We start from the raw sequence: 24,540 nt of genomic DNA, 5'->3' as shown, positions 1-24,540 counted from the left end.
TAATCAGGAATATGCATTTATCAGGAAGAGAGATGATGTCAAAAACAAAGCAGGAATGGCTTTTCCAGTTAAGGAAATGTACCTGTCAGGCAACGCTGGATAAAGTCATCGAAAAAAATAACGATGAACTGACAGAAGATGAACTGGCGAATTTTTACGCAGCAGCCGACCACCGACTGGCGGAGATAATAACGAACACCCTGTATGACAAAGTGCCGGCAGCCGTATGGTCGCTGGTTCGTTAAAAAAGAGGTGGTTTTTTTATATCTTCCGGGCATCCTCTCGCTTCAAGCGAGCCTCATCCAGAGATATATCAGGATTAACACCGACAGGGAATTTTTTCTCATTTCAGGGAATATAACGGATAAAAAGCGAATTCAGTAGAGGTGTATTGACTTCGAAATGGCGCCCCCTACAGGATTCGAACCTGTGACCGACGGCTTAGAAGGCCGTTGCTCTATCCAGCTGAGCTAAGGGAGCATTGAACAGCAATGCGGGTGATACAAAACTGGTCGGTATTATACGTTCACAACCTTAGCGGTCAATGGCTTTCCTCTCAACTGCTTGAGTTATGAGCATCCCGTCTGTTTGCAGGGCAAATACCCTTCAGATAACCCTCTAAAACAACGCCAATAGTAAGCGGTAACTGACAACCGCCTTCACTTCTGACAAAATAGCGCCATCCCCTTTGACGTGAAGTAACAGATGGAATCCTCTCTCTGATGGCAGCAAAGATTATTGACGGTAAAACGATTGCGCAGCAGGTGCGCTCTGAGGTTGCTCAAAAAGTTCAGGCGCGTATTGAGGCCGGGCGTCGAGCCCCTGGCCTGGCGGTAGTGCTGGTAGGCAGCAACCCGGCTTCGCAGATTTATGTGGCAAGCAAGCGTAAAGCCTGTGACGAAGTGGGATTCGTCTCCCGCTCGTATGACCTGCCGGAAACCACCAGCGAGGCGGAACTGCTTGAGCTGATTGATACGCTCAACGCCGACAACACTATCGACGGTATTCTGGTGCAGTTGCCACTTCCGGCAGGCATCGATAATGTCAAAGTGCTGGAACGAATTGATCCGGATAAAGACGTGGACGGTTTCCATCCTTACAACGTCGGTCGCCTGTGCCAGCGCGCCCCGCGTTTGCGCCCCTGCACGCCGCGCGGGATTGTCACCCTGCTCGAACGTTACAACATCGATCTCTATGGTCTGAATGCGGTCGTGATCGGTGCCTCTAACATCGTGGGTCGTCCCATGAGTATGGAACTGCTACTGGCCGGTTGTACCACTACGGTGACCCACCGTTTCACCAAAAATCTGCGTCATCACGTTGAGCATGCCGATCTGCTGATCGTTGCCGTCGGGAAACCGGGCTTTATTCCAGGTGAGTGGATCAAAGAAGGCGCGATCGTGGTTGATGTCGGCATCAACCGTCTGGAAAATGGCAAAGTCGTCGGCGACGTGGTATTTGAAGACGCTGCCGCACGTGCCTCGTACATTACGCCCGTACCGGGCGGCGTGGGGCCAATGACGGTCGCCACACTTATCGAAAACACGCTACAGGCGTGCGTTGAATATCACGATCCTCAGGACAATTAATATGGCAACCTTTTCTTTAGGCAAGCATCCTCACGTTGAACTGTGCGATTTGCTGAAACTGGAAGGCTGGAGTGAAAGCGGCGCCCAGGCGAAAATGGCGATTGCCGAAGGTCAGGTAAAAGTTGACGGCGCGGTAGAAACCCGCAAGCGCTGTAAAATCGTGGCCGGCCAAACCGTGAGTTTTGCCGGACAGACCATCACCGTAACAGCCTGAGCGGTCTGACACCTCAACCCGATCTCTCTTTCGGAGATGTCGGGTTGAGGCTCCCCTTCTCCTCCCCTATCACCCTAGGACCATAGCGGTTAATTATCGATCAACTTCAAAGAATCACGATTTCATTTGATGAAGCGTGAAATTTCAGTTGCGCAAAATCCACGCCTTCATCACGATAAGTAGAACGTTCTACTATAACGTTCTACTTACAATAACAGCGTCAATAAAAACGCTACTCGGGGGAATCAGCATGAGTCTGATATCAGGGTTTGTTAAATCGTTGTCTAAATTATCAATGATTGGTCGCGCTTTAATGCTGCCAATTTCACTACTTCCTGCTGCGGGCCTGCTGCTGGCCTTCGGAGATAAATTCCATCTGCCGCTGATGATGAACGCAGGCGGCGTTATCTTTGATAACCTGCCGATGTTGTTTGCTATCGGCTCTGCCGTCGGTCTCGCTTCAGAATCGGGTATTGCCGCGCTGTCGGCGGCGGTCTCCGTGTTTGTCACCAATATCACCATCAGTACGGTGCTGAGCATCACGCCGGAGATGGCCTCCCAGGGCGGCAAATACGCGATGGTGGTCGGAATCCCGACCCTGCAGATGGGCGTCTTTGGCGGTCTGATCTGCGGTATTCTCGCCGCCTGGTGTTACAACCGCTTTCACACCATGCAGTTGCCGGAATTCCTCGGTTTCTTCTCTGGTAAACGTTTTGTGGCCATCGCCACCGCGTTTCTCTCCTTCGTACTCGGTCTGCTGCTGCCCTACGTCTGGCAACATATTCAGTCCGGTATCGATGCGCTCTCGGTGGTGGTTAACGGCGATAATCAGGCGGTCTCAACCTTTATCTTTGGCCTGGTTGAACGCGCGCTGATCCCGCTCGGTTTACATCACATCTGGTATCCCTCTTTCTGGTATTCCTTTGGGGATTACACCACTCAGGCCGGCCAGGTGATCCACGGCGATCAGACCATCTGGTTCAAAATGCTGGAGGAAGGGGTCAAATCCTTCAGTAGCGATACCTATCAAAACGCCGGTAAGTTTATGCAGGGCGAGTTCCCGCTGATGCTGTTCGCGCTGCCTGCGGCATGTCTGGCGATGTATCACGAAGCACACACGAAGAATAAGAAAATTGCCGCCGGTATTCTGTTCTCGGCGGCGCTCACCTGCTTCCTGACAGGGATCACCGAGCCGGTTGAGTTCACCTTTATCTTCGTGGCACCGATTCTGTACGTCTTCAACGCCGTGATGGCGGGTCTGGCCTATATGACCATGTACCTGCTGCATGCGCATATTGCCAAATCGTTCTCCGCCGGTTTCATCGACTACCTGTCGTTTGGCATTCTGCCGTCCTTCAATGGTTATCAGACCAACTTCCTGAACGCCATTATCATCGGTGTGCCGATGGCGCTGATTTACTACTTTACCTTCCGCTTTGTCATTCGCCGTTTCGATATCAAAACGCCAGGTCGAACCGAAGTGACCGCCAATGCCAACGACAAGACGGATACGGAAATTGCCACTGAAATCATCGGCCTGCTGGGCGGTGCGCAAAATATCGACTCCGTCGGCTCCTGCATCACCCGTCTGCGTCTGGAAGTGGCGAAAAGCGACGTGGTCGATAAAGACGGTCTCAACGGCCTCGGCGCGCGCGGCGTGGTCTTTGTCGGCGACAACGGTATCCAGGTGATTTTCGGTGCCAGAGCACAGTTTATCGCCCAGACCATGTCCACGATGATCGGCAAATAATAAGATGTCTGAGTGACACGTCTCCTGTACGCTGGGAGACGTTGTTGCATCAGGCTGATAACCGGTAATTTTCAGGGAGCGATTTTGAAGAAAGTCAGCATTATTGATGTGGCAAAGCTGGCAGGCGTTTCGGTCTCAACCGTTTCGCTGGTGCTACGCCAGAAAGGGAAAATCTCAGAGGCAACCATTGAGAAGGTTCATGCCGCCATCAATACGCTTGGCTATGTCCATAACATCGCCGCGGCGAATCTTCGCGCTAACACCTCTAATTTGATCGGCCTGATCCTGCGCGATTTTAGCGACAGCTTTTCCATCAAGGTAATGGCAAGCATTGTTCAGGAACTGGAAAAAAACGGTTTTATGGTTTTTCTCGGCCAACCGCTTAACGATGGCGATCACCTGGAGCGCTGTCTGCTGTCGTTTAAGCAGCAGGGCGTCGCCGGGGTGATTTACCTCGCCTCTGATAATCGCGCCTCAACATTGCCAGAGAAAATCCGCCACTGCCCGCTACCGCTGGTGGTGGTGTCTCAGTCGCTACTGGAAGACAAATGCGATCTGGTGATGCGCGATAATCGCCAGGCCGCGAATCTGGCGACCCGCTACCTCATCGAGCGCGGGCACCGTAATATCGCCTATATCGGCGGTCAGGAAGGCTGCCACATTCGTGAGCAACGACTGCTGGGTTTTCGCAGCGCGATGACGCAGAACGGCCTGGTGTATCGCGAAGAGTCCGCACCAGCCTGTAGTGACGACACTCAGGCGGCGGGGCTCGCCACACGCCAGTTACTGGAAAAAAACAACACCTTCACCGCCCTGCTTTGCCATTCTCCCGCCGCGATGATTGGCTCGTTCTCCGGCATTCATCAGGTTGGGCGCACGGTCGGGAAAGATGTTTTCCTCACGCAACAGGTTGCCCTGATTGGGTTCGAAGACATGCTCCACGTGAATCTGACCTCGCCGTCATTGACCTATGTTTCATCCGCCAGTGAAGAGACCGGACGCCAGGCGGCAGTCCTTATGATGCGCAAACTGAAAGAGCCGGCGCTACAAATCCAGCGCATTACCCTTTCCGGTCAACTGGTCGTGCGCGAATCGGCATAAATTCGGAATTCACCCGCCTCCTCTCCCCGCTTGCCACTGCTATATTGCTATGATTTGCCAGGGATAATGACAATGCCTACCGTTATCACGCACGCCGCCGTCCCGATTTGCCTTGGGCTGGGTCTGGGACTGAAAGTCATTCCTCCACGTTTACTGTTTGCCGGGATCGCGCTGGCAATGCTACCGGATGCCGACGTCCTTTCATTCAAACTCGGCGTGTCCTACGGGAACGTGTTCGGACACCGAGGGTTTACCCATTCTCTACTGTTTGCGTTGGTGGTTCCGCTGCTCTGCGTGTGGATGGGGCGGCGATGGTTTAAAGCCGGGTTAATGCGCTGCTGGTTGTTTTTGACGGTTTCGCTGCTGTCGCACAGTCTGCTGGACGCAATCACTACCGGCGGCAAAGGAGTTGGCTGGCTGTGGCCGTGGTCGGACGAGCGCTTTTTCGCACCATGGCAGGTGATAAAAGTCGCGCCGTTTGCCCTGTCGCGCTACACCACGCCGTATGGGCATCAGGTGATTATGTCCGAGTTACTGTGGGTGTGGTTGCCGGGTGTACTGCTGATGGGGATGCTGCGGTGGTACCGGAAGCATTGAATTGCCGGATAACGACGCAAAACGTTTTATCCGGCACGGCTCAGGTATGTTGTCGACCGGATAAGGCGTTAGCCGCCATCCGGCAAGAACGTTACTTACGACGCCAGGTCGTCCCCTGCGGGCCATCTTCCAGCACGATGCCCATTTCGTTCAGACGGTCACGCGCCGCATCCGCCGCCGCCCAGTCTTTGGCTTTACGGGCATCCAGGCGCTGTTGAATCAGCGCTTCAATTTCCGCGACTTCACCGTCATCCGCCTGCGCACCGCTTTGCAGAAACGCTTCCGGATCCTGCTCCAGCAGTCCCAGCACGCCAGAAATCTTACGCAGATGTGAGGCCATCGCGTTCGCGGCGGACATGTCTTCGCCTTTCAGACGATTCACTTCGCGCGCCATGTCGAACAGTACGGAGTAGGCTTCCGGGGTGTTGAAATCGTCATTCATCGCCTCAACAAAGCGCGCTTCAAACGCCTCGCCACCGGCTGGCGCGACCGACGTATCCGTCCCGCGCAGCGCGGTGTACAAGCGCTCCAGCGCAGAACGCGCCTGCTTCAGGTTCTCTTCACTGTAGTTCAACTGGCTGCGATAGTGGCCGGACATCAGGAAGTAGCGCACGGTTTCCGCGTCGTAATACTTCAGCACGTCGCGTACGGTAAAGAAGTTACCCAGCGATTTGGACATCTTTTCGCGGTCAACCATCACCATCCCGGAGTGCATCCAGTAGTTCACGTACTCACCGTCATGCGCACAGGTGGACTGGGCAATTTCGTTTTCGTGATGCGGGAACATCAGATCAGAACCGCCGCCGTGGATATCAAAGTGATTACCCAGCTGTTTGCAATTCATCGCGGAACATTCAATATGCCAGCCAGGACGGCCTGCGCCCCACGGTGACGGCCAGCTCGGCTCGCCCTCTTTGGACATTTTCCACAGCACGAAGTCCATCGGGTTACGTTTCACATCGACCACATCCACGCGCGCGCCGGCCTGCAGTTGGTCCAGATCCTGGCGCGACAATTGACCGTAGTTTGGGTCGGTCGGGACATCGAACATCACATCGCCGTTATCCGCCACATAGGCGTGACCTTTAGCAATCAGCTGTTCAGTGATTTCAATGATTTCAGCGATATGGTGAGTCGCGCGCGGCTCCAGGTCCGGACGCAGAATATTTAGCGCATCAAAGTCGTTGTGCATTTCGGCGATCATACGATCCACCAGCGCCACAAAGCTTTCGCCGTTTTCATTTGCGCGTTTAATGATTTTATCGTCGATATCGGTGATGTTACGCACGTACTTCAGCTTGTAGCCCAGAAAGCGCAGATAGCGCGCCACCACGTCAAACGCCACAAACGTACGGCCATGACCAATATGACAGAGATCGTAAACGGTAATACCACACACGTACATGCCGACTTCCCCGGCATGAATGGGTTTGAATTCCTCTTTTTGGCGCGTCAGTGTATTAAAGATTTTTAACATCGAAGATTCCGTGTAAGACGTGTGTGGATAACAAAGTCTGTATAATACCCATAATTCGGACGGGAAGCAGCACACTTTGCGAGGTGATCGCAGCGTGCGGTTATGCTATAACACCTCCCTAACTCTGACCCTTAGTTGGGTTAAAGCACTACTATATCGGAACAGGATGCAAAAATGGTTACTTTCCACACTAATCACGGCGATATCGTAATCAAAACGTTTGATGATAAAGCGCCTGAAACAGTTAAAAACTTCCTGGACTACTGCCGCGAAGGTTTTTACAACAACACCATTTTCCACCGTGTGATCAATGGTTTTATGATTCAGGGCGGCGGTTTTGAGCCTGGCATGAAACAGAAAGCCACCAAAGACGCTATCAAAAACGAAGCCAACAACGGTCTGAAAAACACCCGTGGTACGCTGGCAATGGCGCGTACTCAGGCTCCGCACTCCGCAACGGCGCAGTTCTTCATCAACGTTGCCGACAACGACTTCCTGAACTTCTCCGCCGAAAGCATGCAGGGCTGGGGCTACTGCGTCTTTGCGGAAGTGGTTGAAGGGATGGACGTGGTTGACAAAATCAAGGGTGTTTCTACCGGTCGCAGCGGCATGCACCAGGACGTACCGAAAGAAGACGTCATTATCGAAAACGTGACCGTCAGCGAGTAATCGTGACGACACTGTTTATTGCAGATCTTCATCTCTGCACGGAAGAACCGGCGATCACCGCCGGTTTTCTGCGTTTTTTAGCGGGTGAAGCCCGTCAGGCCGACGCATTGTATATCCTGGGCGACCTGTTCGAAGCGTGGATTGGCGATGACGATCCCAACCCGTTACATCGTGAAATCGCTGCCGCTATTAAAGCGGTTGTTGATTCCGGCGTCCCCTGTTTCTTTATTCACGGTAATCGTGACTTCCTGATTGGCAAACGCTTCGCCTGCGAAAGCGGCATGACGTTGCTCCCCCAGGAAAAAGTGCTCAATCTGTACGGTCGCCGGGTGCTTATCCTGCACGGCGATACGCTGTGCACCGATGACGCGGGTTATCAGGCATTTCGCGCAAAAGTCCATCAACGCTGGCTGCAAACGCTGTTCCTCGCCCTGCCGCTGTGTATTCGCAAACGCGTGGCCGCCCGAATGCGTGCCGACAGTAAAGCTGCTAACCGCAGCAAATCGCTGGAAATCATGGACGTCAACCCACATGCGGTGATCGCAGAGATGGAAAAACATCATGCCCAGTGGCTGATTCACGGCCATACTCACCGTCCTGATGTCCACCCGCTCACGGCTAATGGCGAACCCGCCTTTCGCGTCGTGTTAGGTGCCTGGCATACGGAAGGATCGATGGTTAAAGTCACGCCGGACGATGTGGAACTGATCGCTTTCCCGTTTTGAGAAAAAGCCCCCTCATTATTGACTGGAATACTCGCGATGATCATTAGTGCCAGCCGTCGCACCGATATACCCGCTTTCAACAGTGAGTGGATGTCAATATTGCTACGCGACTTACAATCAACATCAAGCCAACAGCAATTTCAAAAAGCATGATCCACAGAGTCCCTTTTTGTCAGGGGGCACAGAGGGGGTTGATCCGCTTCTGTTAGAACCGGTACGTTTCCAGCGAAATCTGTTTTGACATCGCAGGAAGCCTTAAAATCCAGCTACGCAACCGTTTTCCTTGGCGTTGTATCGTGCTATTCTCTGTGGCCTCAAAAGCAGCGTGTCCCGCACCACAGGAGTTTTCAGACGCATGTCTTCCCGCAATAATCCGGCGCGTGTCGCCATCGTGATGGGGTCCAAAAGCGACTGGGCTACCATGCAGTTCGCCGCCGAAATCTTTGAAATCCTGGATGTCCCACATCACGTAGAAGTGGTTTCTGCCCACCGCACCCCCGATAAACTGTTTAGCTTTGCCGAAAGCGCCGAAGAGAACGGCTATCAGGTAATTATTGCTGGCGCAGGTGGCGCTGCCCATCTTCCAGGTATGATTGCGGCGAAAACGCTGGTGCCGGTATTGGGCGTTCCGGTACAAAGTGCGGCGCTGAGCGGCGTCGATAGCCTGTACTCGATCGTGCAGATGCCGCGCGGTATTCCGGTCGGTACACTGGCAATTGGTAAAGCGGGCGCGGCTAACGCGGCGCTGCTGGCGGCGCAGATTCTGGCGACGCATGATAAGGCATTGCATCAGCGCCTGAACGACTGGCGCAAGGCGCAAACGGATGAGGTGCTGGAGAATCCGGATCCGCGAGGTGCGGCATGAAACAGGTTTGCGTACTGGGCAACGGGCAGTTAGGCCGGATGCTCCGTCAGGCCGGTGAACCGCTGGGTATCGCCGTCTGGCCGGTGGGGCTGGATGCGGAACCGGCTGCCGTGCCTTTTCAGCAAAGCGTGATTACCGCAGAAATCGAGCGCTGGCCGGAAACCGCGTTAACACGTGAACTGGCGCGTCATCCGGCTTTCGTTAACCGTGATGTATTCCCAATTATTGCTGATCGCCTGACGCAAAAACAGCTTTTCGATAAGCTCGGCCTGGCGACCGCGCCATGGCAATTGCTGGCCGACAAAAGCGAATGGCCTGCTGTCTTTCAGCGTTTAGGCGAACTGGCGATCGTGAAACGTCGTGTCGGTGGTTATGACGGTCGTGGTCAGTGGCGTTTACGCGCCAGTGAAACCGATCAACTGCCTGACGATAACTACGGCGAATGCATTGTTGAGCAAGGCATTAATTTCTCGGGTGAAGTGTCGCTCGTTGGCGCACGCGCGCATGACGGCAGCACGGTGTTCTACCCGCTGACGCGTAACCTGCATCAGGACGGTATTCTGCGCACCAGCGTCGCCTTCCCTCGAGCCGACGCGAAGCAACAAGCGCAGGCCGAATCCATGCTTTCGGCCATCATGCAGGAGCTGGGTTACGTTGGCGTGATGGCGATGGAGTGCTTTGTTACGCCGGAAGGTCTGCTGATCAACGAACTGGCCCCGCGCGTGCACAACAGCGGTCACTGGACGCAAAACGGCGCCAGCATCAGCCAGTTTGAGCTGCATCTGCGGGCGATTACCGGCCTGCCGCTGCCGTCACCGGTGGTGGACAGTCCGTCGGTAATGGTGAATCTGATTGGCAGCGATCTGAACTACGACTGGCTGAAACTGCCGTTAGTGCATCTGCACTGGTACGACAAAGAGGTGCGTCCGGGGCGTAAAGTGGGTCATCTGAATCTGACCGACAGCGATACCGCGCGCCTGAGCGCCACGCTGGAAGCCCTCGCGCCGTTGCTGCCGCCGGAATACGCCAGCGGTATCTTCTGGGCGCAAACTCAGTTCAAGTAAGCCTAAAATGCGGGGAAGTTTAACTTATACTTCCCCGCCCTCTCCTTCCGCGCGTAAAATCCCGTCCATTGCTGTTTGTCTTCTTCAGGATTTCTCATGAACGATGGAACGGACTATCGCGCGATCCTTACTGCCGATACGCCCTTAATCGATGTCCGCGCGCCGGTTGAATTTCAGCAGGGTGCCATACCGGGCGCGATAAATTTACCCTTAATGAATGATGACGAGCGTGCCGCCGTGGGTACCTGCTATAAACGCCAGGGGCCAGAAGCTGCACTTGAGCTCGGTCATCAACTGGTCTGCGGCGAGATTCGCCAGCAGCGTCTGGCTGCCTGGCGCAAAGCCTGCCGGCAACACCCGCAAGGCTATCTCTGCTGCGCCCGGGGCGGTCAGCGTTCGCACATTGTCCAGCAGTGGCTACGTGAATCCGGCGTGGATTACCCGTTGATCAACGGTGGCTACAAAGCGCTACGCCAGGCCGCGATTGCCGCCACGGAAGAACAGGTCCAAAAACCGATCGTGCTAATTGGCGGCTGTACCGGCAATGGAAAAACACAACTGGTGCAAAAGCAGGAAAACGGCGTAGATCTTGAGGGATTAGCCCATCATCGCGGCTCCTCTTTTGGACGCACGCTGGAACCCCAGCTCAGTCAGGCCAGTTTTGAAAATCTGCTGGCGGTGACGCTGCTCAAAAAGCAGGCCACGCGCTGGGTGCTGGAAGATGAAGGCCGGATGATCGGCGCTAACCATCTGCCGGAATGCCTGCGCGAACGCATGACGCAGGCCGCTATCGCCGTGATTGACGATCCGTTCGGGCGCCGTCTTGAGCGTCTGCGGGAAGAGTATTTCGTGCGGATGCATCATGATTTCACCCATGCGTATGGCGAAGAGCCGGGATGGCAGGAATACAGCAACTATCTGCATCATGGGCTTTTTGCAATTCAACGGCGTCTGGGTTTGCAGCGGTTTAACGAGTTAACCGCCAGGCTGGACGTGGCGCTGGAGGCACAGCGTCAGACCGGCAGCACCGAAGTGCATTTCAGTTGGTTAGTGCCGCTGCTGGAAGAATATTACGATCCGATGTATCGCTATCAACTGGAAAAGAAAGCCGGACAGATTGCCTTTCGTGGAACATTTGAAGAGGTTGAGGCGTGGTTGCGCGGTTGAAAAACGCCGGAGGGTGATGATTTGTAGGCCCGGTAAGCGTTAGCGTCACCGGGCACAGCATCAGACTCAGAAGTCGTAACGCAGACGCACCAGGTTCATATCACCCAGGTTATCGGTGCTGGAGGTAAAGACGTGTTCGTAATCAACACGGAAACCATAATCCAGCTGGAAACTGATACCCACGCCGTTGTCGGTACGCAGGTAGTTGCGACCATTCACGTATTCAATACGGTCACCCATGAAGTACGGCTGAACGGATTTCAACGCATACTGGTTGATTGGGAATGTATAGCCCGCAAAGTATTCCAGACCCCACGCATCACCGGCAAAGTAGTCGTTAACAGACACTTTTTTGGTGGTCATAAAGTTCTGGTACCAGCCGCCGCCCAGTGAGAAGGTCCAGCTATCCGGGGTCCAGCTCAGGGCAGTACCCACGATGTTCTGATCGTACGTTTTGCTGCCGTTACCGCGCATTTCCGCACGGGTGTAGTTCCACGCCGTACCCCAGCTCAGATCGTCAGTAATGTGATAATCCGCACCCAGTGAACCACCGCCTTTACGCTTGTAGTTCAGGCCATTATTCGGGTTGTAGTCGTCGCTGAACAGATAAGATGCGTAGAGATCAACATCACCAACCGTTTTCTTATATTTCAGCATTTTGCGGGAACGGTAAGAACCATCATAGTCGCCGTTAATCCCGTTACCCGGTGCCTGACCAATCATGTCGTAGTCCCAGATATCGGTTTTCGCACCGACCACATCGTAGTAGATGCTGTTCTGTTGACCGAAGGTCAGCGTACCCCAGGTATCGCTCTTCAGACCGGTGTACAGCATACGACGCGTGGTGTCATGCGCGCCGTCAGCATAGTGGTTGTCCCAGTTGAACTGCGCCGGAATGTTAACGCCCAGCTCGTAGAAGCTGATCCAACTGATGTCATCAAACAGATAGTAATCTGCCGCGAAGCGGAAACGGGTACCGCCGTCGAAGCCATTACGTTTATAGCCATTTGCGCCGTCGTCGCCCGTCATGTTCTGGAACTGAGGACGAATACTCCCGCCAACGGTAAAGTTGAGACGGCTCAGCGGATTACCCGCCTGCGGATCTTGTTTCAGAACGGTTATTTCCGCCTGAGAGGCGAAAGACGTTAATGCCACTGCTGCGCCGATCGATGCCGCCAGCGCTGTTGTTTTTATAGTCATTATTTTTCCTTGATAGATTTCCTGCTAATTATTCAGCGCTTGAATATTAACTGGTATTAACACTGACGTGTTGGCGGGTTTTTAATGATTTGTGCCGTTAAACAGCGAGGGGTTATCAATTTATGCTACTAAGAAAGTACGCGCCAGCATAAAAACCGGCGCGTCATTATCGCGGGATTAAACAGTAAACTGACGGAACAACGCTTTCCCTTTCAGCAGACGGACACCGAGCCAGCCCCCGCAAAGAGAAAGTAAAAGCGCGCCGCAAAGAGGCAGGACAATCCACAAGCGCCAGTCAGGTTCCCACGGGAAGTCAAACACCTGCGTTTGCAGCACCGCCAGCGCGGTTTCCGCGCCGATGGACGCCACCAGCCCGGAGACCAGCCCCAGCATGGCAAATTCACACCACAGCGTAGTGCGCAGGAGTTTTTTGCCCGCGCCTAACGTACGCCAGACCACCAGTTCCTGATGGCGCTGGCGCATGCCGACCTGCACCTGCGCCAGTAGCAACAGCATGCCGCAGGCGGTTACCAGCACAACCATGACCTCCAGCGCCCGGCTAACCTGCTCCAGCACCTGCCCTACCTGCTTAAGGATCGCGCCGATGTCTAACAGGCTAATCGTCGGGAACTCACGATTAAGTTGCGTCAGCATGCCGTTGCCGTTTTCCCAGCGGAAGCTGGTCAGCCAGCTTTGCGGCTGACCATCCAGCGCGCCGGACGGGAAGATAAAGAAAAAGTTAGGGCGCAGGCTTTCCCAGTCGACCCGGCGCAAACTGGTCACCTTCGCGCTGAACGCCTGAGTGTCACCCATAAAAGTGACGCTGTCGCCGAGTGAAACGTTCAGCCGTTTTGCCAGTCCCTCTTCCATTGATACCTCGCCTTTTTCTGGCGGCCAGTTACCGGCGGTAATGGGGTTGTGATCCGGACGGGTATCCTGCCAGGTCAGATTCAGCTCACGATTCAGAGACTCATCTTGTCCCCCTTCTGTCGGCGTGTTATTTATCGCCGTCAACCGCGCCCGCACGATCGGGTAGAACGCTTCCGGGATCACCTGATGCTCGGAGAGAAATGCCTTCACCTGCGGCACCTGCTCCGGGGCAATGTTGATCAGAAAATAATTGGGACTTTCCGGCGGAAGCTGCTGCTGCCAGCGATCCAGCAGATCACCGCGTAAAACCAGCAGCAGCGCCAGTAGCATAAACGACAGCGAAAACGCTGACAACTGGCTCAGCGTCGACCACGGCTGACGTAGCAGGCGACTGACCGCGAGGCGCAGCGGCAACGACGACAGCGTTATCCCACGCAGAACGTTCAGCAGCATCCAGCCCAACACGCCGCACAGCAGCGCCAGCACGACCGCCCCCGCCAGCACCGCCCACAGCAACGGACTGCCGCCCATTAACCCGGCCAGTAACAGCACCACCACCACGGTCACGATCGGCAAATAGAATTTCAGCGGCCAGACGTTGGCCACCACGTCACGACGCAAGACGCGCAGCGGCTGGGTAGCTAATAACAAGCGATAGGGACGCAAACCGACCAGCAGCGAGATCACCGTCATGGTGCCCAACGCCCAGATCCACGGCCAGAAACTGGCAGGCGGCAGCGCGGCGGGCAGCACCGGTTTAAGCAGTACCATTAGCATCTTTTCGAATAACAGGCCGATCGCCCCGCCCGTCACGGCGGAAAGCGCCAGTACCATCAGCCACTGCCCGACAATCAGTTTTCGCAGTTGTGCCCTGCCCGCACCGAGCGTTTTCAGAATCGCCACCAGATCATAACGACTGCGACAGTAGTGATTCATCGCCACCGCCACGGCAGCGACGGCCAGCAGCAGTGTTAACAGTGCCGAAAGAAGAAGAAATTGTTGCGAACGCTCCAGGGATTTGCCTAGCGCGCCGTCGTCCTGTTCAAGTCCGTACCAGCGATGTTCCGGCTTCAGCTGCGGTAGTAGCCACTTTTCATAGCCGTCAAGCTGTTGCGGCGTGCCACCAAATTTATAGCGCCACGTGACGCGACTGCCGGGCTGCACGGCACCGGTTTTCGCAACATCCACTGTATTCATTAACAGACGCGGCGCCATCTGGAAGGGGTTAAAGCCGGAGTCCGGCTCCTGCACCACTTCCCCAGCAATGCGCAGCGTGGCGTCGCCGACATCAATAGTGTCGCCGATTTTCAGGTTCAGCAACGCCATCAGTCGCGGCGCCAACAGTACCGTTCCCTGCTGTGGCTTGAGCCCCGGCGGATTGGTTTCCAGCTCGCCGTACATCGGATAGATGTCATCGACCGCTTTGACGTTCGCCAGCTGTGGCGTATCGCCAGCAAAGGTCATGGTGGCAAAGGTCAGTTGTTCTCCGACCTTCAGACCGCGCTGACGCGCATCGTCAATCCACGCCTGCGGCACCTCGCGTGAGCTGCGCAGTGCCCGGTCCCCCGCCATGAACTCGCGGCTTTGCTGACTTAACCCTTTTTCCATCCGGTCGCTGATGTTGCCCAGCGCCAACACGCAGGCCACCGCCAGACTCAGCGCCAGCCAGACAATCAACAGCGACGGCGAGCGCCATTCGCGCCAGAACCAGCGTGCGATCATGCCTCCTCCTGCAACTGTCCATTCACCAGGCGCAGTCGTCGGTTGCAGCGCGCCGCCAGTTGCGGATCGTGAGTCACCAGAATCAGCGTGGTGCCGTGTTCGCGGTTAAGCGAAAAGAGCAGATCGGCAATTTTCTCACCGGTCTGCCGGTCGAGGTTCCCCGTTGGTTCATCGGCAAATAGGACGTCCGGGCGACCATTAAAAGCGCGCGCCAACGCCACGCGCTGCTGCTCACCACCGGAAAGCTGCGCCGGAAGATGGTCCAGACGCTTGCCCAGACCCAGTTGTTCCAGCAGGGCTTTCGCTCCCGCTTTACTTTGTCCGCTGTTTTCGCCGCGCAGTAGTGCGGGAAGTTCGACGTTTTCCAGTGCATTCAGCGTGGGAATCAACATAAATGACTGAAAGACAAAACCGACATGCTGTGCACGCAGTTGAGCCCGGGCCTCTTCATCCATCTGATGCAACGGTTTCCCCACCAGATTGACGGCGCCCTCGGTGCCATCGTCCAGTCCGGCGAGGATCGCCAGCAGCGTAGATTTCCCTGAACCCGACTCGCCAATCAGCGCAATGGTCTCGGCGCGTTTGACAACCAGGTCAACTCCGGTAAGGATGGAAAGCTCGTGCTCCCCCTGACCGACGGACTTCTTAAGATGATGAACTTCAACAATGTTTTCCGCTGGCATTTGCCTTTCCTGTTCCTGATCCTGTTTACCTGTCGGGCCGCTGCGGCTGACACGTTGTTAATCCTCGGCGACAGCCTGAGCGCCGGGTACCGAATGTCCGCCAGTGCCGCCTGGCCTGCACTGCTCAACGACAAATGGCAGAGCAAAACCACCGTGGTGAACGCCAGCATCAGCGGCGACACCTCCCAGCAAGCGCTGGCACGCCTGCCTGCGCTACTCAAACAGCATCAACCGCGCTGGGTGCTGGTTGAGCTGGGCGGCAACGACGGGCTACGCGGCTTTGCGCCGCAACAGACCGAACAAACGCTGCGTACCATCGTGCAGGACGTGAAGGCGGCGAACGCCGAGCCGTTGCTGATGCAAATTCGCCTGCCCGCAAACTATGGCCGTCGGTATAATGAAACCTTTAGCGCGCTCTATCCAAAGCTCGCCAAAGAATTTGATATTCCTCTGTTACCCTTTTTTATGGAAGAGGTCTATCTAAAACCGCAGTGGATGCAGGATGATGGTATTCACCCTAACCGCGATGCCCAGCCGTTTATCGCTGACTGGATGGCGAAGCAGCTGAGTCCTTTAGTAAAACACGAGTCTTAATTCAACGGAGATCCTGACAGGTAAAGTTATGCAAAAATCGGTCTTAATAACAGGATGTTCCAGCGGTATCGGCCTGGAAAGCGCGCTTGAGCTGAAGCGTCAGGGTTTTCAGGTTCTCGCCGGCTGCCGCAAACCCGACGATGTCACGCGCATGAATAATATGGGATTCACCGGCGTATTGATCGACCTCGACTCGCCTGAGAGCGTGGATCGCGCCGCTGACGAGGTGATCGCCCTGACCGATAACTGCTTATACGGGATCTTTAACAATGCCGGATACGGCGTCTACGGTCCGCTGCCCACCATCAGCCGCGCGCAGATGGAGCAGCAATTTTCCGCCAATTTCTTTGGCGCTCATCAGCTCACGATGCGTCTGTTACCGGCCATGCTGCCGCACGGCGAAGGTCGGATCGTGATGACCTCCTCGGTGATGGGGCTTATCTCCACACCCGGACGCGGCGCCTACGCGGCCAGTAAATACGCGCTGGAAGCCTGGTCAGATGCGTTACGCATGGAGCTACGTCACAGCGGAATTAAGGTCAGCCTGATTGAACCCGGCCCTATTCGCACGCGCTTTACGGAAAACGTTAACCAGACCCAGAACGACAAACCGGTGGAAAACCCCGGTATTGCCGCACGTTTTACGCTCGATCCTGAAGCCGTCGTCGCCAAAGTGCGCCATGCTTTTATCAGCGATAAACCCAAACTCCGCTATCCCGTCACGCTGGTAACCTGGGCCGTCATGCTGCTCAAACGTCTGCTGCCGGGACGCCTGATGGACAAAATTTTGCACGGATGAGTTGAAGCGCACGCGTCAGCCCCCATGTAAAAAAGAAATCGACACAAGAGAGCGACTCCATGTCCACACAGAATATTGTCAACATTAACGAAGCGAACCTGCAGCAGACCTTAGAACTGTCGATGACCACGCCGGTCCTGTTCTACTTCTGGTCTGAACGCAGCCAGCACTGCCTGCAACTGACGCCGGTGCTGGAAAGCCTTGCCGCACAGTACAACGGCCAGTTCATTCTGGCGAAGCTCGACTGCGATGCCGAGCAGATGATTGCCTCTCAGTTCGGTCTGCGCGCTATTCCAACCGTCTATTTGTTCCAGAACGGTCAGCCGGTTGATGGCTTCCAGGGACCGCAGCCTGAAGAGGTGATTCGCGCCCTGCTCGACAAAGTGCTGCCGCGTGAAGAAGAGCTAAAAGCGCAACAGGCCATGCAGCTGATGCAGGAAGACAACTACATTGAAGCGCTGCCGCTGTTGAAAGACGCCTGGCAGCTATCTAACCAGAGCAGTGAAATCGGCCTGCTACTGGCGGAAACGCAGATTGCCCTCAACCGCTCTGAAGATGCAGAAGCCGTGCTGAAAACCATTCCGCTTCAGGATCAGGACACCCGTTATCAGGGGCTGGTCGCGCAAATTGAACTGTTGAAACAGGCGGCGGATACGCCAGAGATTCAGCTACTGCAACAACAGGTGGCGGAAAATCCGCAGGACGCCGGACTGGCCGCACAGCTGGCGCTGCAACTGCATCAGGTGGGACGCAACGAAGAAGCACTGGAACTGCTGTTCAGTCATCTGAAAAAAGATCTTGCCGCCGCAGACGGTCAGGCACGTAAAACGTTCCAGGAAATTCTTGCCGCGCTGGGTACCGGCGACGCGCTGGCGTCGAAATATCGTCGTCAGCTCTACGCGCTGTTGTACTGATTTACGTTGCCCGATGGCGCTACGCTTATCGGGCCTACGCCAGTCGCTGGTTACGATTTCTTCAAACGCGTCACCACCAGTTGGTGGCGCGAGTTGTAAAACTTCCGATAGGTTAAATAGCAAGCAATGATGGTCGACAGGCTCGCCGTTGAGAGCAACATAAAGGTCACCATAATCTGATATTTAATCGCTTTGACCGGATCGATACCGGCAAAGATCAGCCCTGACATCATCCCCGGCAAACTCACCAGTCCGACCGTTTTCGCGGAGTCGATCGTTGGGATCAGCGAGGCGCGAATACTGTCGCGGATCAAGCCCGCAGACGCCATTTTCGGCGTGGCGCCAAGACTGAGTTTTTCCTGAATCTGCTGTTGTTCGCTGCTGAAACGCTGACCGAGATTGTTGTAGCACAATCCGACGGCCACCATCGCATTACCAGCGATCATCCCGGAAATGGGGATCACCTGCATCGGGATAAATTCAATCGACCCCGACAGCACCAGCACCGCCAGCGTTAACCCTGCCCCCGTCGTGATGGCAATAAACGAGGAAACAAACGCTTTATCAATATATTTACTGCGCTTCTGCGCGTTATACGCGGCGTTAAAACAGATGAATAACACCATCACTAACGTCAGGACAGCATGATTGACCGCGAAGATATATTTCAGGACATAGCCGACGATAATAAGTTGAACCACGGCGCGAGCGACGCTCCAGAGAATATCTTTCTCCAGCGCCAGTTTCTCTTTATGGCTTATCAGCATCGCCACCACCACCAGCATCATCGCTAATGCCAGTGACTCGTTAGTAATATTATGTTCATTCATTACGCGCTTCCTGCATTTCTCCGGCATGCGGCATCAGAGTGATTATTTCATCCGCATGATTAATTTCGTCTTTATCGTGAGTCACCCACAACACCCCTATCTGCTTATCGCGAGCATAGTGATGAATAATCTCATTCACATTGCGCTTATTGCTTTCATCCAGTGCGCTGGTGATTTCATCAAGCAGTAAAACCTGCGGCAAAAACTGTAAATTGCGGATCAGGGAAATGCGCTGTTTCTCTCCGCCGGAGAGCGCATTGATATTTTTCGCCAGAATCGACTCCGGCAGTTGAAAGCGGGCCAGGTCCGCCAGAAAAGCCCCAGGATCTGGACGCTGGTTACGGATTTGCCAGGGGAAGATCAGATTATCGTAGACCGTATCGCCAAACAGCGCGGGCGTCTGGGCGCAATACGAAACCTGTTGACGATAATGTTCCGGGTTGAGAGTAGCGATATCCTCTCCACCAAAGCGGATCTCACCGCTATTCGGACTGAGCAACGACGCAATAATCTTCAGTAAGGTACTTTTTCCGCAGCCGGAAGGGCCGGTGATTAATTTAAATTCACCAGGACGTAAGTCAAAACTGATGTTATTCAGAATTTTGGTGGTCCCGACCTGGTAACCCACATTGTTTATCTGCAACAACCTGCTATTTTCACGCATTATCTATCCTGTTTTCGCGTTTTATCACAAAATAGTGTATCCCTCTAATTAACAGGAGGGGAACTCTCTTTAATGAATCAGGTATAATTTCAAGAGTAACATCGCCAATCTCGACATCATGGACAGTTCAACAGGAGGTTTTTCAATGCTTATTGTTATTCCTATTCTCATTTTTGTCGCGCTGGTCATCGTCGGCGCCGGCGTGAAAATTGTTCCCCAGGGGTATCAGTGGACGGTAGAGCGATTTGGCCGCTATACCAAAACGCTGCAACCGGGCTTAAGCATCGTTGTGCCGTTCATGGACCGGATTGGACGCAAAATCAATATGATGGAGCAGGTGCTGGATATTCCCTCGCAGGAAGTGATCTCGAAAGATAACGCCAACGTCACCATTGATGCCGTCTGCTTTATTCAGGTGATTGACGCGCCGCGTGCGGCCTATGAGGTCAGCAATCTGGAACTGGCGATCATCAACCTCACTATGACCAACATCCGTACCGTTCTGGGGTCGATGGAGCTTGATGAAATGCTCTCCCAGCGTGACAGCATAAATACCCGACTGCTGCATATCGTCGATGAGGCCACCAATCCCTGGGGCATTAAAGTCACGCGTATCGAGATTCGTGATGTCCGCCCACCGGCTGAACTGATCTCCTCCATGAACGCCCAGATGAAAGCGGAACGTACTAAACGTGCGTATATTCTGGAAGCCGAAGGGGTGCGCCAGGCAGAAATCCTTAAGGCCGAAGGGGAAAAACAGTCGCAGATCCTGAAAGCTGAAGGGGAACGTCAATCCGCCTTCTTACAGGCAGAAGCCCGCGAACGTTCCGCTGAAGCGGAAGCTCGCGCGACCAAAATGGTGTCTGAAGCGATCGCCTCCGGTGATATTCAGGCGGTGAATTACTTTGTGGCGCAGAAATATACCGAAGCGCTACAGCAAATCGGCTCGTCCAGTAACAGTAAAGTGGTGATGATGCCACTGGATGCCAGCAGCCTGATGGGTTCCATTGCCGGGATCACTGAACTGATCAAGGACAGCGCCAGCGAACGGAATAAATAATGATCGAGATGATTGTGGGGCATCCCCATATTTTCTGGCTCAGCCTTGGCGGTCTGCTTCTGGCCGCTGAGATGTTGGGCGGCAACGGTTATCTGTTGTGGAGCGGCGTCGCGGCGGTCATTACCGGCATTCTGGTCTGGCTGTTGCCCGTCGACTGGGAATGGCAGGGTGTTATCTTTGCCGTCTTAACGCTGCTTGCCGCCTGGTTCTGGTGGAAGTGGATGGCGAAACGCGTTCGTGAACAAAAACCGGCAGACAGTCAGCTCAACCAGCGCGGCCAGCAACTGGTCGGCCGTCGGTTTGTCCTGGAGTCGTCTCTGGTCAATGGTCGTGGACACATGCGTGTTGGCGACAGTTCATGGCCGGTCAACGCCAGCGAAGATCTGCCCGCCGGCACGCACGTTGAAGTGATTGCCGTTGAAGGCATCACGCTCTATATCAGACCCCTTACCCGATAAAACCGATGACAGGAATCGCATGATGGTCAGGAAGACGCCTCTGGCATTTAGCTTTTGTGCATTACTGGCGAGCGCCGCCCCTCAGGCATTCGCCTCGTTTGATATCGCAGACTGCACCTGGAGCGACGCGCGCTGTCTGCTAAAAGGCGCCCCTATTCTGACGCCCGATAATGATTCACGCGATAACCTGTTGCGTCTGCTGAGTGAGGCAAAGTCGTTTGCTGTGCCCGTTCAGTCGATGCCTGCGGATATCACCCGCTCACGCGATTTCTATTTTGCTTATCACCCGCAGTGGGATGACGATGATGTCCGCACGGACTCGCCTGCACAAACGCAGAATGCACCCAATACACTCGCCCAGCAGATGGCAACGCTGCAGGTAGCGGCGGTTGAATTTAACCACGACGGTGAGCAGGAAAACCGTTTTGTCTCCAATAATGCCGACAGCGTCAGTCAGTTTTTTGCCGCGCTACTGAGCGATGCTACGCTGACAGCAGAACAAAAGCAGGCGCTGGCGCAGGCACGTCTGGGACTCTATTCCGGGGCCAGCGCAGAGCAAATCACGGCCTCTCTCACTACGCTCCCGGCGGACTCACCTGCCCTGGCGTATAAAACCTATCTGATCGCCGCAGCCCATTTTTACGCGGGTGAATACGAAAGCGCGGCGCAGGCCTTCACGTCGCTGCTTAAGAGCGATCGCCCGTGGCTGGCGGAAACCGCGCAATATATGCTGATGCGCACAGCGCTGAACAAAAGCAGCCAGAACAGCGTCGGCGAATATGGCGATTTTGATATCGCGCGAATAAACCGTGAAGACGCCTTACTCGCGCAAAAAGAGGCGCAAACCTATCTCCAGCGCTGGCCTGAAGGCCGCTATGCCGATTCCGCACACGGCATGCTGCGTCGTATCCACTGGTATTTGCAGGACTGGGCGTCGCTTGCAGGATTGTATGAGCAGGCATTCCGGCAGGCCGCCGATGCGCAGACGCTGCGAAACCGGGTGATTGAATACGATAATGTCTATGGCAGGCAGTTTTACGATAAATCGGTACAGGAGGCGTTCGCCGACGCCCCTCTCGTCAGCTATACCGAGATGCTACGCGCCCTTCGTCTGAACAGCGACCAGAAGCCAACCCTGACGCAGGCTAACCTGGATGCCAGCAAACCGGTTTTTGAAAAAAGCGGAAAACTGCCGCTGTGGCGCGATCTGCAACTCAACCTGTGGCTGGCGACAGAAAACAATGCTGCGATTCTTCAGGCGGTTACCCCGGCGAAACAACTTCCGGCTCACGATATCCTCGCTTTCAGCGAACAGGTTCTCTACGGTAACGCGCTGATGGGTCAAAAGCAGTGGTCAGAAGCGCGTGATTTCTGGTCGACATTGCTGAAGCTGAGCCAAGATAACGAACAGCAGCAGTATGTGCAGGCAAAACTGGCGGCCACGCTGGTGTACAGTGGCGATACGGAGGCGGTTTTTGCCCCGGACAGCGCGGTCACCAACCTGCGTTATCGTTCCCGGGTACTGAAAACCGTGGCGACGCCTGAACAGTTGCGTCAGCAGGTCAGCCAGGGACCGAATAACGAAGAACGCACTATCGCGCTGCATACGCTGCTGGTGCGCGATCTCACAGAAAACCGCTTTAGCGACTGGCTGCAGGACCGCAAACTCGCCAGCGCCATCACACAGCCGGTGATCGGCGAAGCATTCGACGACGTCAATCTGAGCACGTTTGACTGGAACGGTGACGCCGCTGAAGTCGGTTACGTGTGCCGCAGCCTCAATGAGACCGTCGGCACGCTGAGCAAAAATCCCGATGATGCCCATGCGCTGAACTGTCTGGGTGAGTTCTTCCGCACGTCACAAACCCATGTCGATTTGTGGAAAGACAGCGCAGGGAATGGCGTGCTGGAGACCGCTATCGACCGCAAGCGTCCGGTTGGGCAGTATGATCGCCAGAGTTACTACCAGCAGGTCATCACCTCGCCAAAAGCCGAGCACGAAGACAGAAGTTACGCACTGTATCGCGCCATCATGTGTTACGCCCCGTCCGGCACGAATGAGTGTGGCGGAGAAGAGGTGGACAAACAGCAGCGCAAAGGCTGGTTCACACAGTTGAAAACCCAGTATCCGGGCAGTCCGTGGGCGCAAAAACTCAAATACTACTGGTAATCGCGCTACTGGCGGGACAGGCGCAGGCGGATGAGACGGTTATCGCCCGCGAACATCCCGCTTTCTGGCTCTGGTCAGGGGTGAAAGCCAGCGATGAACTGAGAGGCGCCCAAACGGTCTATCTGCATCAGGGGGAAGTATTGATGCGGGCAAAGGGCGCGGAGTTTCAGCGTCTGGGGCTTCCCGTCAGCCGCCTGACGTTTCCGTCCATCTGGCTTACCGTGCGCTTTACCACGCTCGACGTTCCGGACGCGATTCCGGCACGCATCGTGCGGCTGATGCAGCGCTGGCAGGGGGCGGGAAATCAGGTGGTAGGGCTACAGGTCGATTTTGACGCCGCGACGCATCAACTCGCCGACTACGCCCGCTTTCTGCGGGTATTGCGCCAACAACTGCCACCCGATTTTGCTCTTGGGGTAACCGGATTGCTGGACTGGGCGAAAACCGGTGACATTGCAACGCTGAACGCGCTGCCAATCGATGAACTGGTAGTGCAGAGCTATCAGGGACGGCACACGGTGACGAATTATCAGGACTACCTGCCCGCCCTCTCCCGCTTGCGAATTCCCTTTAAGCTTGGTCTGGTACAGCACGGTAAGCGGGACAGCCAGGCGGAAGCGCAGTTACGCACATCCCCGTGGTATCGCGGCACGGTGGTCTTTATGCTTAATCCCGACGCGCGTTAAGCCTGCGCCTTGTGGTGGCAACAGCCAGAAAGGTTATCAATAATAGGGCATTCCGCGCTGTCATCGCCCGGACACGACTCCGCCAGCGCCAGCAACTGTACGCGCATTGACTGTAATTCGCTGATATGGCGCTCAATTTCAGCCACTTTCTCCAGCGTCCGCTTTTTGACATCCGCGCTGTGACGCCCCGGATCGTTGAACAGATTCACCAGTTCACCGCACTCTTCAAGGTTGAATCCGACCTGGCGCGCCTGGCGCAGCAGCGTCAGTTCATTGAGATGCTGTTGCCCGTAGGTGCGATAACCGTTTTCACCACGCAGCGGCGGCGTGACCAGCCCTTTTTCTTCATAAAAGCGGATCGCTTTACTGGTTAAACCGGTTTTTTTTGCTACATCGCTGATATTCACACGTCCTCCGCACCTTAAGCTGTGGCATGGTGTCATTATAACGTACTTGTGGCTGACACCACACACCCATCCAATAGATGCCAGTAACCTCCTGTCACTTCACAGGTCGCGGGCGTTCCCACTGCCACTTTCACATTTCCGGAACCGTCGAACGTTCGTACTTCATAAACAGTGAAGAACATCGAAGCAGGCGTACCTTTTTCTGTAACAATTGCCTGTTATAAGTGATCGCTTTCGCAATTTTAACTCTTTTACTTGATCATTC

Annotated in this window: 25 protein-coding genes and 1 tRNA gene; 18 read left to right on the top strand and 8 right to left on the bottom strand. The window is 54.9% G+C overall.

Features of this window, described 5'->3' with window-relative positions:
- Nucleotides 1-35 precede the first annotated feature (35 nt).
- Nucleotides 36-245 carry a hemolysin expression modulator Hha gene (gene hha, locus C2U53_RS16235; RefSeq protein ID WP_043001997.1) on the top strand — a complete coding sequence of 70 codons (210 nt, stop codon included), beginning with the start codon at nt 36-38 and terminating at the stop codon, nt 243-245.
- A 158-nt stretch (nt 246-403) separates the two neighbouring features.
- Here the strand turns inward: hha and C2U53_RS16230 are convergent.
- Nucleotides 404-480: transfer RNA gene (locus C2U53_RS16230), tRNA-Arg, on the bottom strand.
- 242 nt (nt 481-722) lie between these two features.
- Between C2U53_RS16230 and folD the strand changes: the two genes are divergently transcribed.
- From folD to C2U53_RS16205, 5 genes are all read left to right on the top strand, one after another.
- The gene (folD, locus tag C2U53_RS16225) at nt 723-1,589 is read left to right on the top strand and encodes a bifunctional methylenetetrahydrofolate dehydrogenase/methenyltetrahydrofolate cyclohydrolase FolD (protein WP_043001513.1); all 867 of its coding nucleotides are present in this window, start codon (nt 723-725) and stop codon (nt 1,587-1,589) included.
- Between the two features lies 1 nt (nt 1,590).
- Nucleotides 1,591-1,803 (top strand): ribosome-associated protein YbcJ, encoded by a 213-nt coding sequence (gene ybcJ, locus C2U53_RS16220; protein ID WP_043001514.1) that lies wholly within the window; start codon nt 1,591-1,593, stop codon nt 1,801-1,803.
- A gap of 250 nt (nt 1,804-2,053) precedes the next feature.
- Nucleotides 2,054-3,553, top strand: coding sequence for a PTS transporter subunit EIIC (locus tag C2U53_RS16215; RefSeq protein ID WP_043001515.1), 1,500 nt, complete (start codon nt 2,054-2,056; stop codon nt 3,551-3,553).
- Between the two features lie 84 nt (nt 3,554-3,637).
- Nucleotides 3,638-4,654, top strand: coding sequence for a Mal regulon transcriptional regulator MalI (gene malI, locus C2U53_RS16210; RefSeq protein WP_043001516.1), 1,017 nt, complete (start codon nt 3,638-3,640; stop codon nt 4,652-4,654).
- Nucleotides 4,655-4,726: 72 nt separating this feature from the next.
- On the top strand, nt 4,727-5,251 hold the full coding sequence (locus C2U53_RS16205) for a metal-dependent hydrolase (RefSeq protein ID WP_044328451.1): 525 nt from the start codon (nt 4,727-4,729) through the stop codon (nt 5,249-5,251).
- Nucleotides 5,252-5,342: 91 nt separating this feature from the next.
- On the opposite strand, the gene cysS is transcribed toward C2U53_RS16205, so the two are convergent.
- Entirely contained in the window at nt 5,343-6,728 is a 1,386-nt protein-coding gene (gene cysS / locus C2U53_RS16200) for a cysteine--tRNA ligase (RefSeq protein ID WP_104446113.1), read from the bottom strand.
- 174 nt (nt 6,729-6,902) lie between these two features.
- Here cysS and ppiB point away from each other — a divergent pair, with 174 nt between their 5' ends.
- The 5 genes from ppiB to mnmH all read left to right on the top strand — a co-directional run bounded on the left by ppiB (nt 6,903) and on the right by mnmH (nt 11,218).
- A complete protein-coding gene (gene ppiB, locus C2U53_RS16195; protein ID WP_042324369.1) occupies nt 6,903-7,397 on the top strand; it encodes a peptidylprolyl isomerase B in 495 nt (164 codons plus the stop codon).
- Between the two features lie 2 nt (nt 7,398-7,399).
- A complete protein-coding gene (gene lpxH / locus C2U53_RS16190; protein WP_104446112.1) occupies nt 7,400-8,122 on the top strand; it encodes a UDP-2,3-diacylglucosamine diphosphatase in 723 nt (240 codons plus the stop codon).
- A 355-nt stretch (nt 8,123-8,477) separates the two neighbouring features.
- Nucleotides 8,478-8,987, top strand: coding sequence for a 5-(carboxyamino)imidazole ribonucleotide mutase (gene purE, locus C2U53_RS16180; RefSeq protein ID WP_043001520.1), 510 nt, complete (start codon nt 8,478-8,480; stop codon nt 8,985-8,987).
- Nucleotides 8,984-10,051, top strand: a complete 1,068-nt coding sequence (gene purK, locus C2U53_RS16175) for a 5-(carboxyamino)imidazole ribonucleotide synthase (RefSeq protein WP_044265287.1) — start codon at nt 8,984-8,986, stop codon at nt 10,049-10,051. Before purE ends, purK begins: the two co-directional genes overlap by 4 nt.
- 96 nt (nt 10,052-10,147) lie before the next feature.
- The gene (mnmH, locus tag C2U53_RS16170; RefSeq protein ID WP_044265285.1) at nt 10,148-11,218 is read left to right on the top strand and encodes a tRNA 2-selenouridine(34) synthase MnmH; all 1,071 of its coding nucleotides are present in this window, start codon (nt 10,148-10,150) and stop codon (nt 11,216-11,218) included.
- 66 nt (nt 11,219-11,284) lie between these two features.
- On the opposite strand, the gene C2U53_RS16165 is transcribed toward mnmH, so the two are convergent.
- The 3 genes from C2U53_RS16165 to ybbA form a co-directional block, all read right to left on the bottom strand.
- The gene (locus tag C2U53_RS16165) at nt 11,285-12,418 is read right to left on the bottom strand and encodes a porin (RefSeq protein WP_043001523.1); all 1,134 of its coding nucleotides are present in this window, start codon (nt 12,416-12,418) and stop codon (nt 11,285-11,287) included.
- A 177-nt stretch (nt 12,419-12,595) separates the two neighbouring features.
- Nucleotides 12,596-15,010 (bottom strand): putative ABC transporter permease subunit YbbP, encoded by a 2,415-nt coding sequence (gene ybbP / locus C2U53_RS16160; RefSeq protein ID WP_104446111.1) that lies wholly within the window; start codon nt 15,008-15,010, stop codon nt 12,596-12,598.
- Nucleotides 15,007-15,693, bottom strand: coding sequence for a putative ABC transporter ATP-binding protein YbbA (ybbA, locus tag C2U53_RS16155; RefSeq protein WP_090048930.1), 687 nt, complete (start codon nt 15,691-15,693; stop codon nt 15,007-15,009). Before ybbA ends, ybbP begins: the two co-directional genes overlap by 4 nt.
- On the opposite strand from ybbA, the gene tesA reads away from it, so the two are divergent.
- The 3 genes from tesA to C2U53_RS16140 are packed head-to-tail and all read left to right on the top strand — an operon-like array spanning nt 15,661 to nt 18,000.
- Nucleotides 15,661-16,287, top strand: coding sequence for a multifunctional acyl-CoA thioesterase I/protease I/lysophospholipase L1 (tesA, locus tag C2U53_RS16150; RefSeq protein ID WP_125339513.1), 627 nt, complete (start codon nt 15,661-15,663; stop codon nt 16,285-16,287). The genes ybbA and tesA overlap by 33 nt on opposite strands.
- Before the next feature lie 28 nt (nt 16,288-16,315).
- Nucleotides 16,316-17,086: an NADP(+)-dependent aldehyde reductase gene (gene ybbO, locus C2U53_RS16145; protein ID WP_043001525.1), complete on the top strand. Its 771-nt coding sequence runs from the start codon at nt 16,316-16,318 to the stop codon at nt 17,084-17,086.
- Nucleotides 17,087-17,145: 59 nt separating this feature from the next.
- A complete protein-coding gene (locus C2U53_RS16140; RefSeq protein ID WP_043001526.1) occupies nt 17,146-18,000 on the top strand; it encodes a co-chaperone YbbN in 855 nt (284 codons plus the stop codon).
- A 50-nt stretch (nt 18,001-18,050) separates the two neighbouring features.
- Here the strand turns inward: C2U53_RS16140 and fetB are convergent, their stop codons facing one another.
- Complete coding sequence (gene fetB, locus C2U53_RS16135; protein WP_043001527.1) at nt 18,051-18,830, bottom strand: iron export ABC transporter permease subunit FetB; 780 nt, start codon at nt 18,828-18,830, stop codon at nt 18,051-18,053.
- On the bottom strand, nt 18,823-19,494 hold the full coding sequence (gene fetA / locus C2U53_RS16130; RefSeq protein ID WP_043001528.1) for an iron ABC transporter ATP-binding protein FetA: 672 nt from the start codon (nt 19,492-19,494) through the stop codon (nt 18,823-18,825). Before fetA ends, fetB begins: the two co-directional genes overlap by 8 nt.
- A 145-nt stretch (nt 19,495-19,639) precedes the next feature.
- On the opposite strand from fetA, the gene C2U53_RS16125 reads away from it, so the two are divergent.
- The 4 genes from C2U53_RS16125 to C2U53_RS16110 are packed head-to-tail and all read left to right on the top strand — an operon-like array spanning nt 19,640 to nt 23,868.
- Nucleotides 19,640-20,554, top strand: coding sequence for an SPFH domain-containing protein (locus C2U53_RS16125; RefSeq protein WP_043001529.1), 915 nt, complete (start codon nt 19,640-19,642; stop codon nt 20,552-20,554).
- Nucleotides 20,554-21,012 (top strand): NfeD family protein, encoded by a 459-nt coding sequence (locus C2U53_RS16120; RefSeq protein ID WP_104446110.1) that lies wholly within the window; start codon nt 20,554-20,556, stop codon nt 21,010-21,012. Before C2U53_RS16125 ends, C2U53_RS16120 begins: the two co-directional genes overlap by 1 nt.
- A gap of 22 nt (nt 21,013-21,034) precedes the next feature.
- Nucleotides 21,035-23,182, top strand: coding sequence for a hypothetical protein (locus C2U53_RS16115; protein WP_104446109.1), 2,148 nt, complete (start codon nt 21,035-21,037; stop codon nt 23,180-23,182).
- Nucleotides 23,152-23,868: a DUF3142 domain-containing protein gene (locus C2U53_RS16110; RefSeq protein WP_044265281.1), complete on the top strand. Its 717-nt coding sequence runs from the start codon at nt 23,152-23,154 to the stop codon at nt 23,866-23,868. The genes C2U53_RS16115 and C2U53_RS16110 overlap by 31 nt, the downstream gene beginning before the upstream one ends.
- Here the strand turns inward: C2U53_RS16110 and cueR are convergent.
- Entirely contained in the window at nt 23,865-24,275 is a 411-nt protein-coding gene (gene cueR / locus C2U53_RS16105; protein WP_044258912.1) for a Cu(I)-responsive transcriptional regulator, read from the bottom strand. The genes C2U53_RS16110 and cueR overlap by 4 nt on opposite strands.
- Between the last annotated feature and the right edge of the window lie 265 nt (nt 24,276-24,540).

The sequence above is a fragment of the Citrobacter sp. CFNIH10 genome, from assembly GCF_002934585.1.
Taxonomy (GTDB): Bacteria; Pseudomonadota; Gammaproteobacteria; order Enterobacterales; family Enterobacteriaceae; genus Citrobacter_A; species Citrobacter_A amalonaticus.
The sequence above is the reverse complement of the archived record's forward strand: the minus strand, read 5'-3'. Positions and strand labels throughout refer to the sequence as shown.

Coding starts and splice junctions, on each gene's coding strand:
- mnmH (WP_044265285.1), top strand. CDS start 10,148: ATGAACGATGGAACGGACTATCGCGCGATCCTTACTGCCGATACGCCC.
- C2U53_RS16115 (WP_104446109.1), top strand. CDS start 21,035: ATGGTCAGGAAGACGCCTCTGGCATTTAGCTTTTGTGCATTACTGGCG.
- ppiB (WP_042324369.1), top strand. CDS start 6,903: ATGGTTACTTTCCACACTAATCACGGCGATATCGTAATCAAAACGTTT.
- ybbO (WP_043001525.1), top strand. CDS start 16,316: ATGCAAAAATCGGTCTTAATAACAGGATGTTCCAGCGGTATCGGCCTG.
- folD (WP_043001513.1), top strand. CDS start 723: ATGGCAGCAAAGATTATTGACGGTAAAACGATTGCGCAGCAGGTGCGC.
- C2U53_RS16165 (WP_043001523.1), bottom strand. CDS start 12,418: ATGACTATAAAAACAACAGCGCTGGCGGCATCGATCGGCGCAGCAGTG.
- C2U53_RS16215 (WP_043001515.1), top strand. CDS start 2,054: ATGAGTCTGATATCAGGGTTTGTTAAATCGTTGTCTAAATTATCAATG.
- fetA (WP_043001528.1), bottom strand. CDS start 19,494: ATGCGTGAAAATAGCAGGTTGTTGCAGATAAACAATGTGGGTTACCAG.
- hha (WP_043001997.1), top strand. CDS start 36: ATGTCAAAAACAAAGCAGGAATGGCTTTTCCAGTTAAGGAAATGTACC.
- tesA (WP_125339513.1), top strand. CDS start 15,661: ATGATGAACTTCAACAATGTTTTCCGCTGGCATTTGCCTTTCCTGTTC.
- ybbA (WP_090048930.1), bottom strand. CDS start 15,693: ATGCCAGCGGAAAACATTGTTGAAGTTCATCATCTTAAGAAGTCCGTC.
- C2U53_RS16205 (WP_044328451.1), top strand. CDS start 4,727: ATGCCTACCGTTATCACGCACGCCGCCGTCCCGATTTGCCTTGGGCTG.
- C2U53_RS16120 (WP_104446110.1), top strand. CDS start 20,554: ATGATCGAGATGATTGTGGGGCATCCCCATATTTTCTGGCTCAGCCTT.
- ybcJ (WP_043001514.1), top strand. CDS start 1,591: ATGGCAACCTTTTCTTTAGGCAAGCATCCTCACGTTGAACTGTGCGAT.
- purE (WP_043001520.1), top strand. CDS start 8,478: ATGTCTTCCCGCAATAATCCGGCGCGTGTCGCCATCGTGATGGGGTCC.
- fetB (WP_043001527.1), bottom strand. CDS start 18,830: ATGAATGAACATAATATTACTAACGAGTCACTGGCATTAGCGATGATG.
- C2U53_RS16140 (WP_043001526.1), top strand. CDS start 17,146: ATGTCCACACAGAATATTGTCAACATTAACGAAGCGAACCTGCAGCAG.
- C2U53_RS16125 (WP_043001529.1), top strand. CDS start 19,640: ATGCTTATTGTTATTCCTATTCTCATTTTTGTCGCGCTGGTCATCGTC.
- purK (WP_044265287.1), top strand. CDS start 8,984: ATGAAACAGGTTTGCGTACTGGGCAACGGGCAGTTAGGCCGGATGCTC.
- ybbP (WP_104446111.1), bottom strand. CDS start 15,010: ATGATCGCACGCTGGTTCTGGCGCGAATGGCGCTCGCCGTCGCTGTTG.
- cysS (WP_104446113.1), bottom strand. CDS start 6,728: ATGTTAAAAATCTTTAATACACTGACGCGCCAAAAAGAGGAATTCAAA.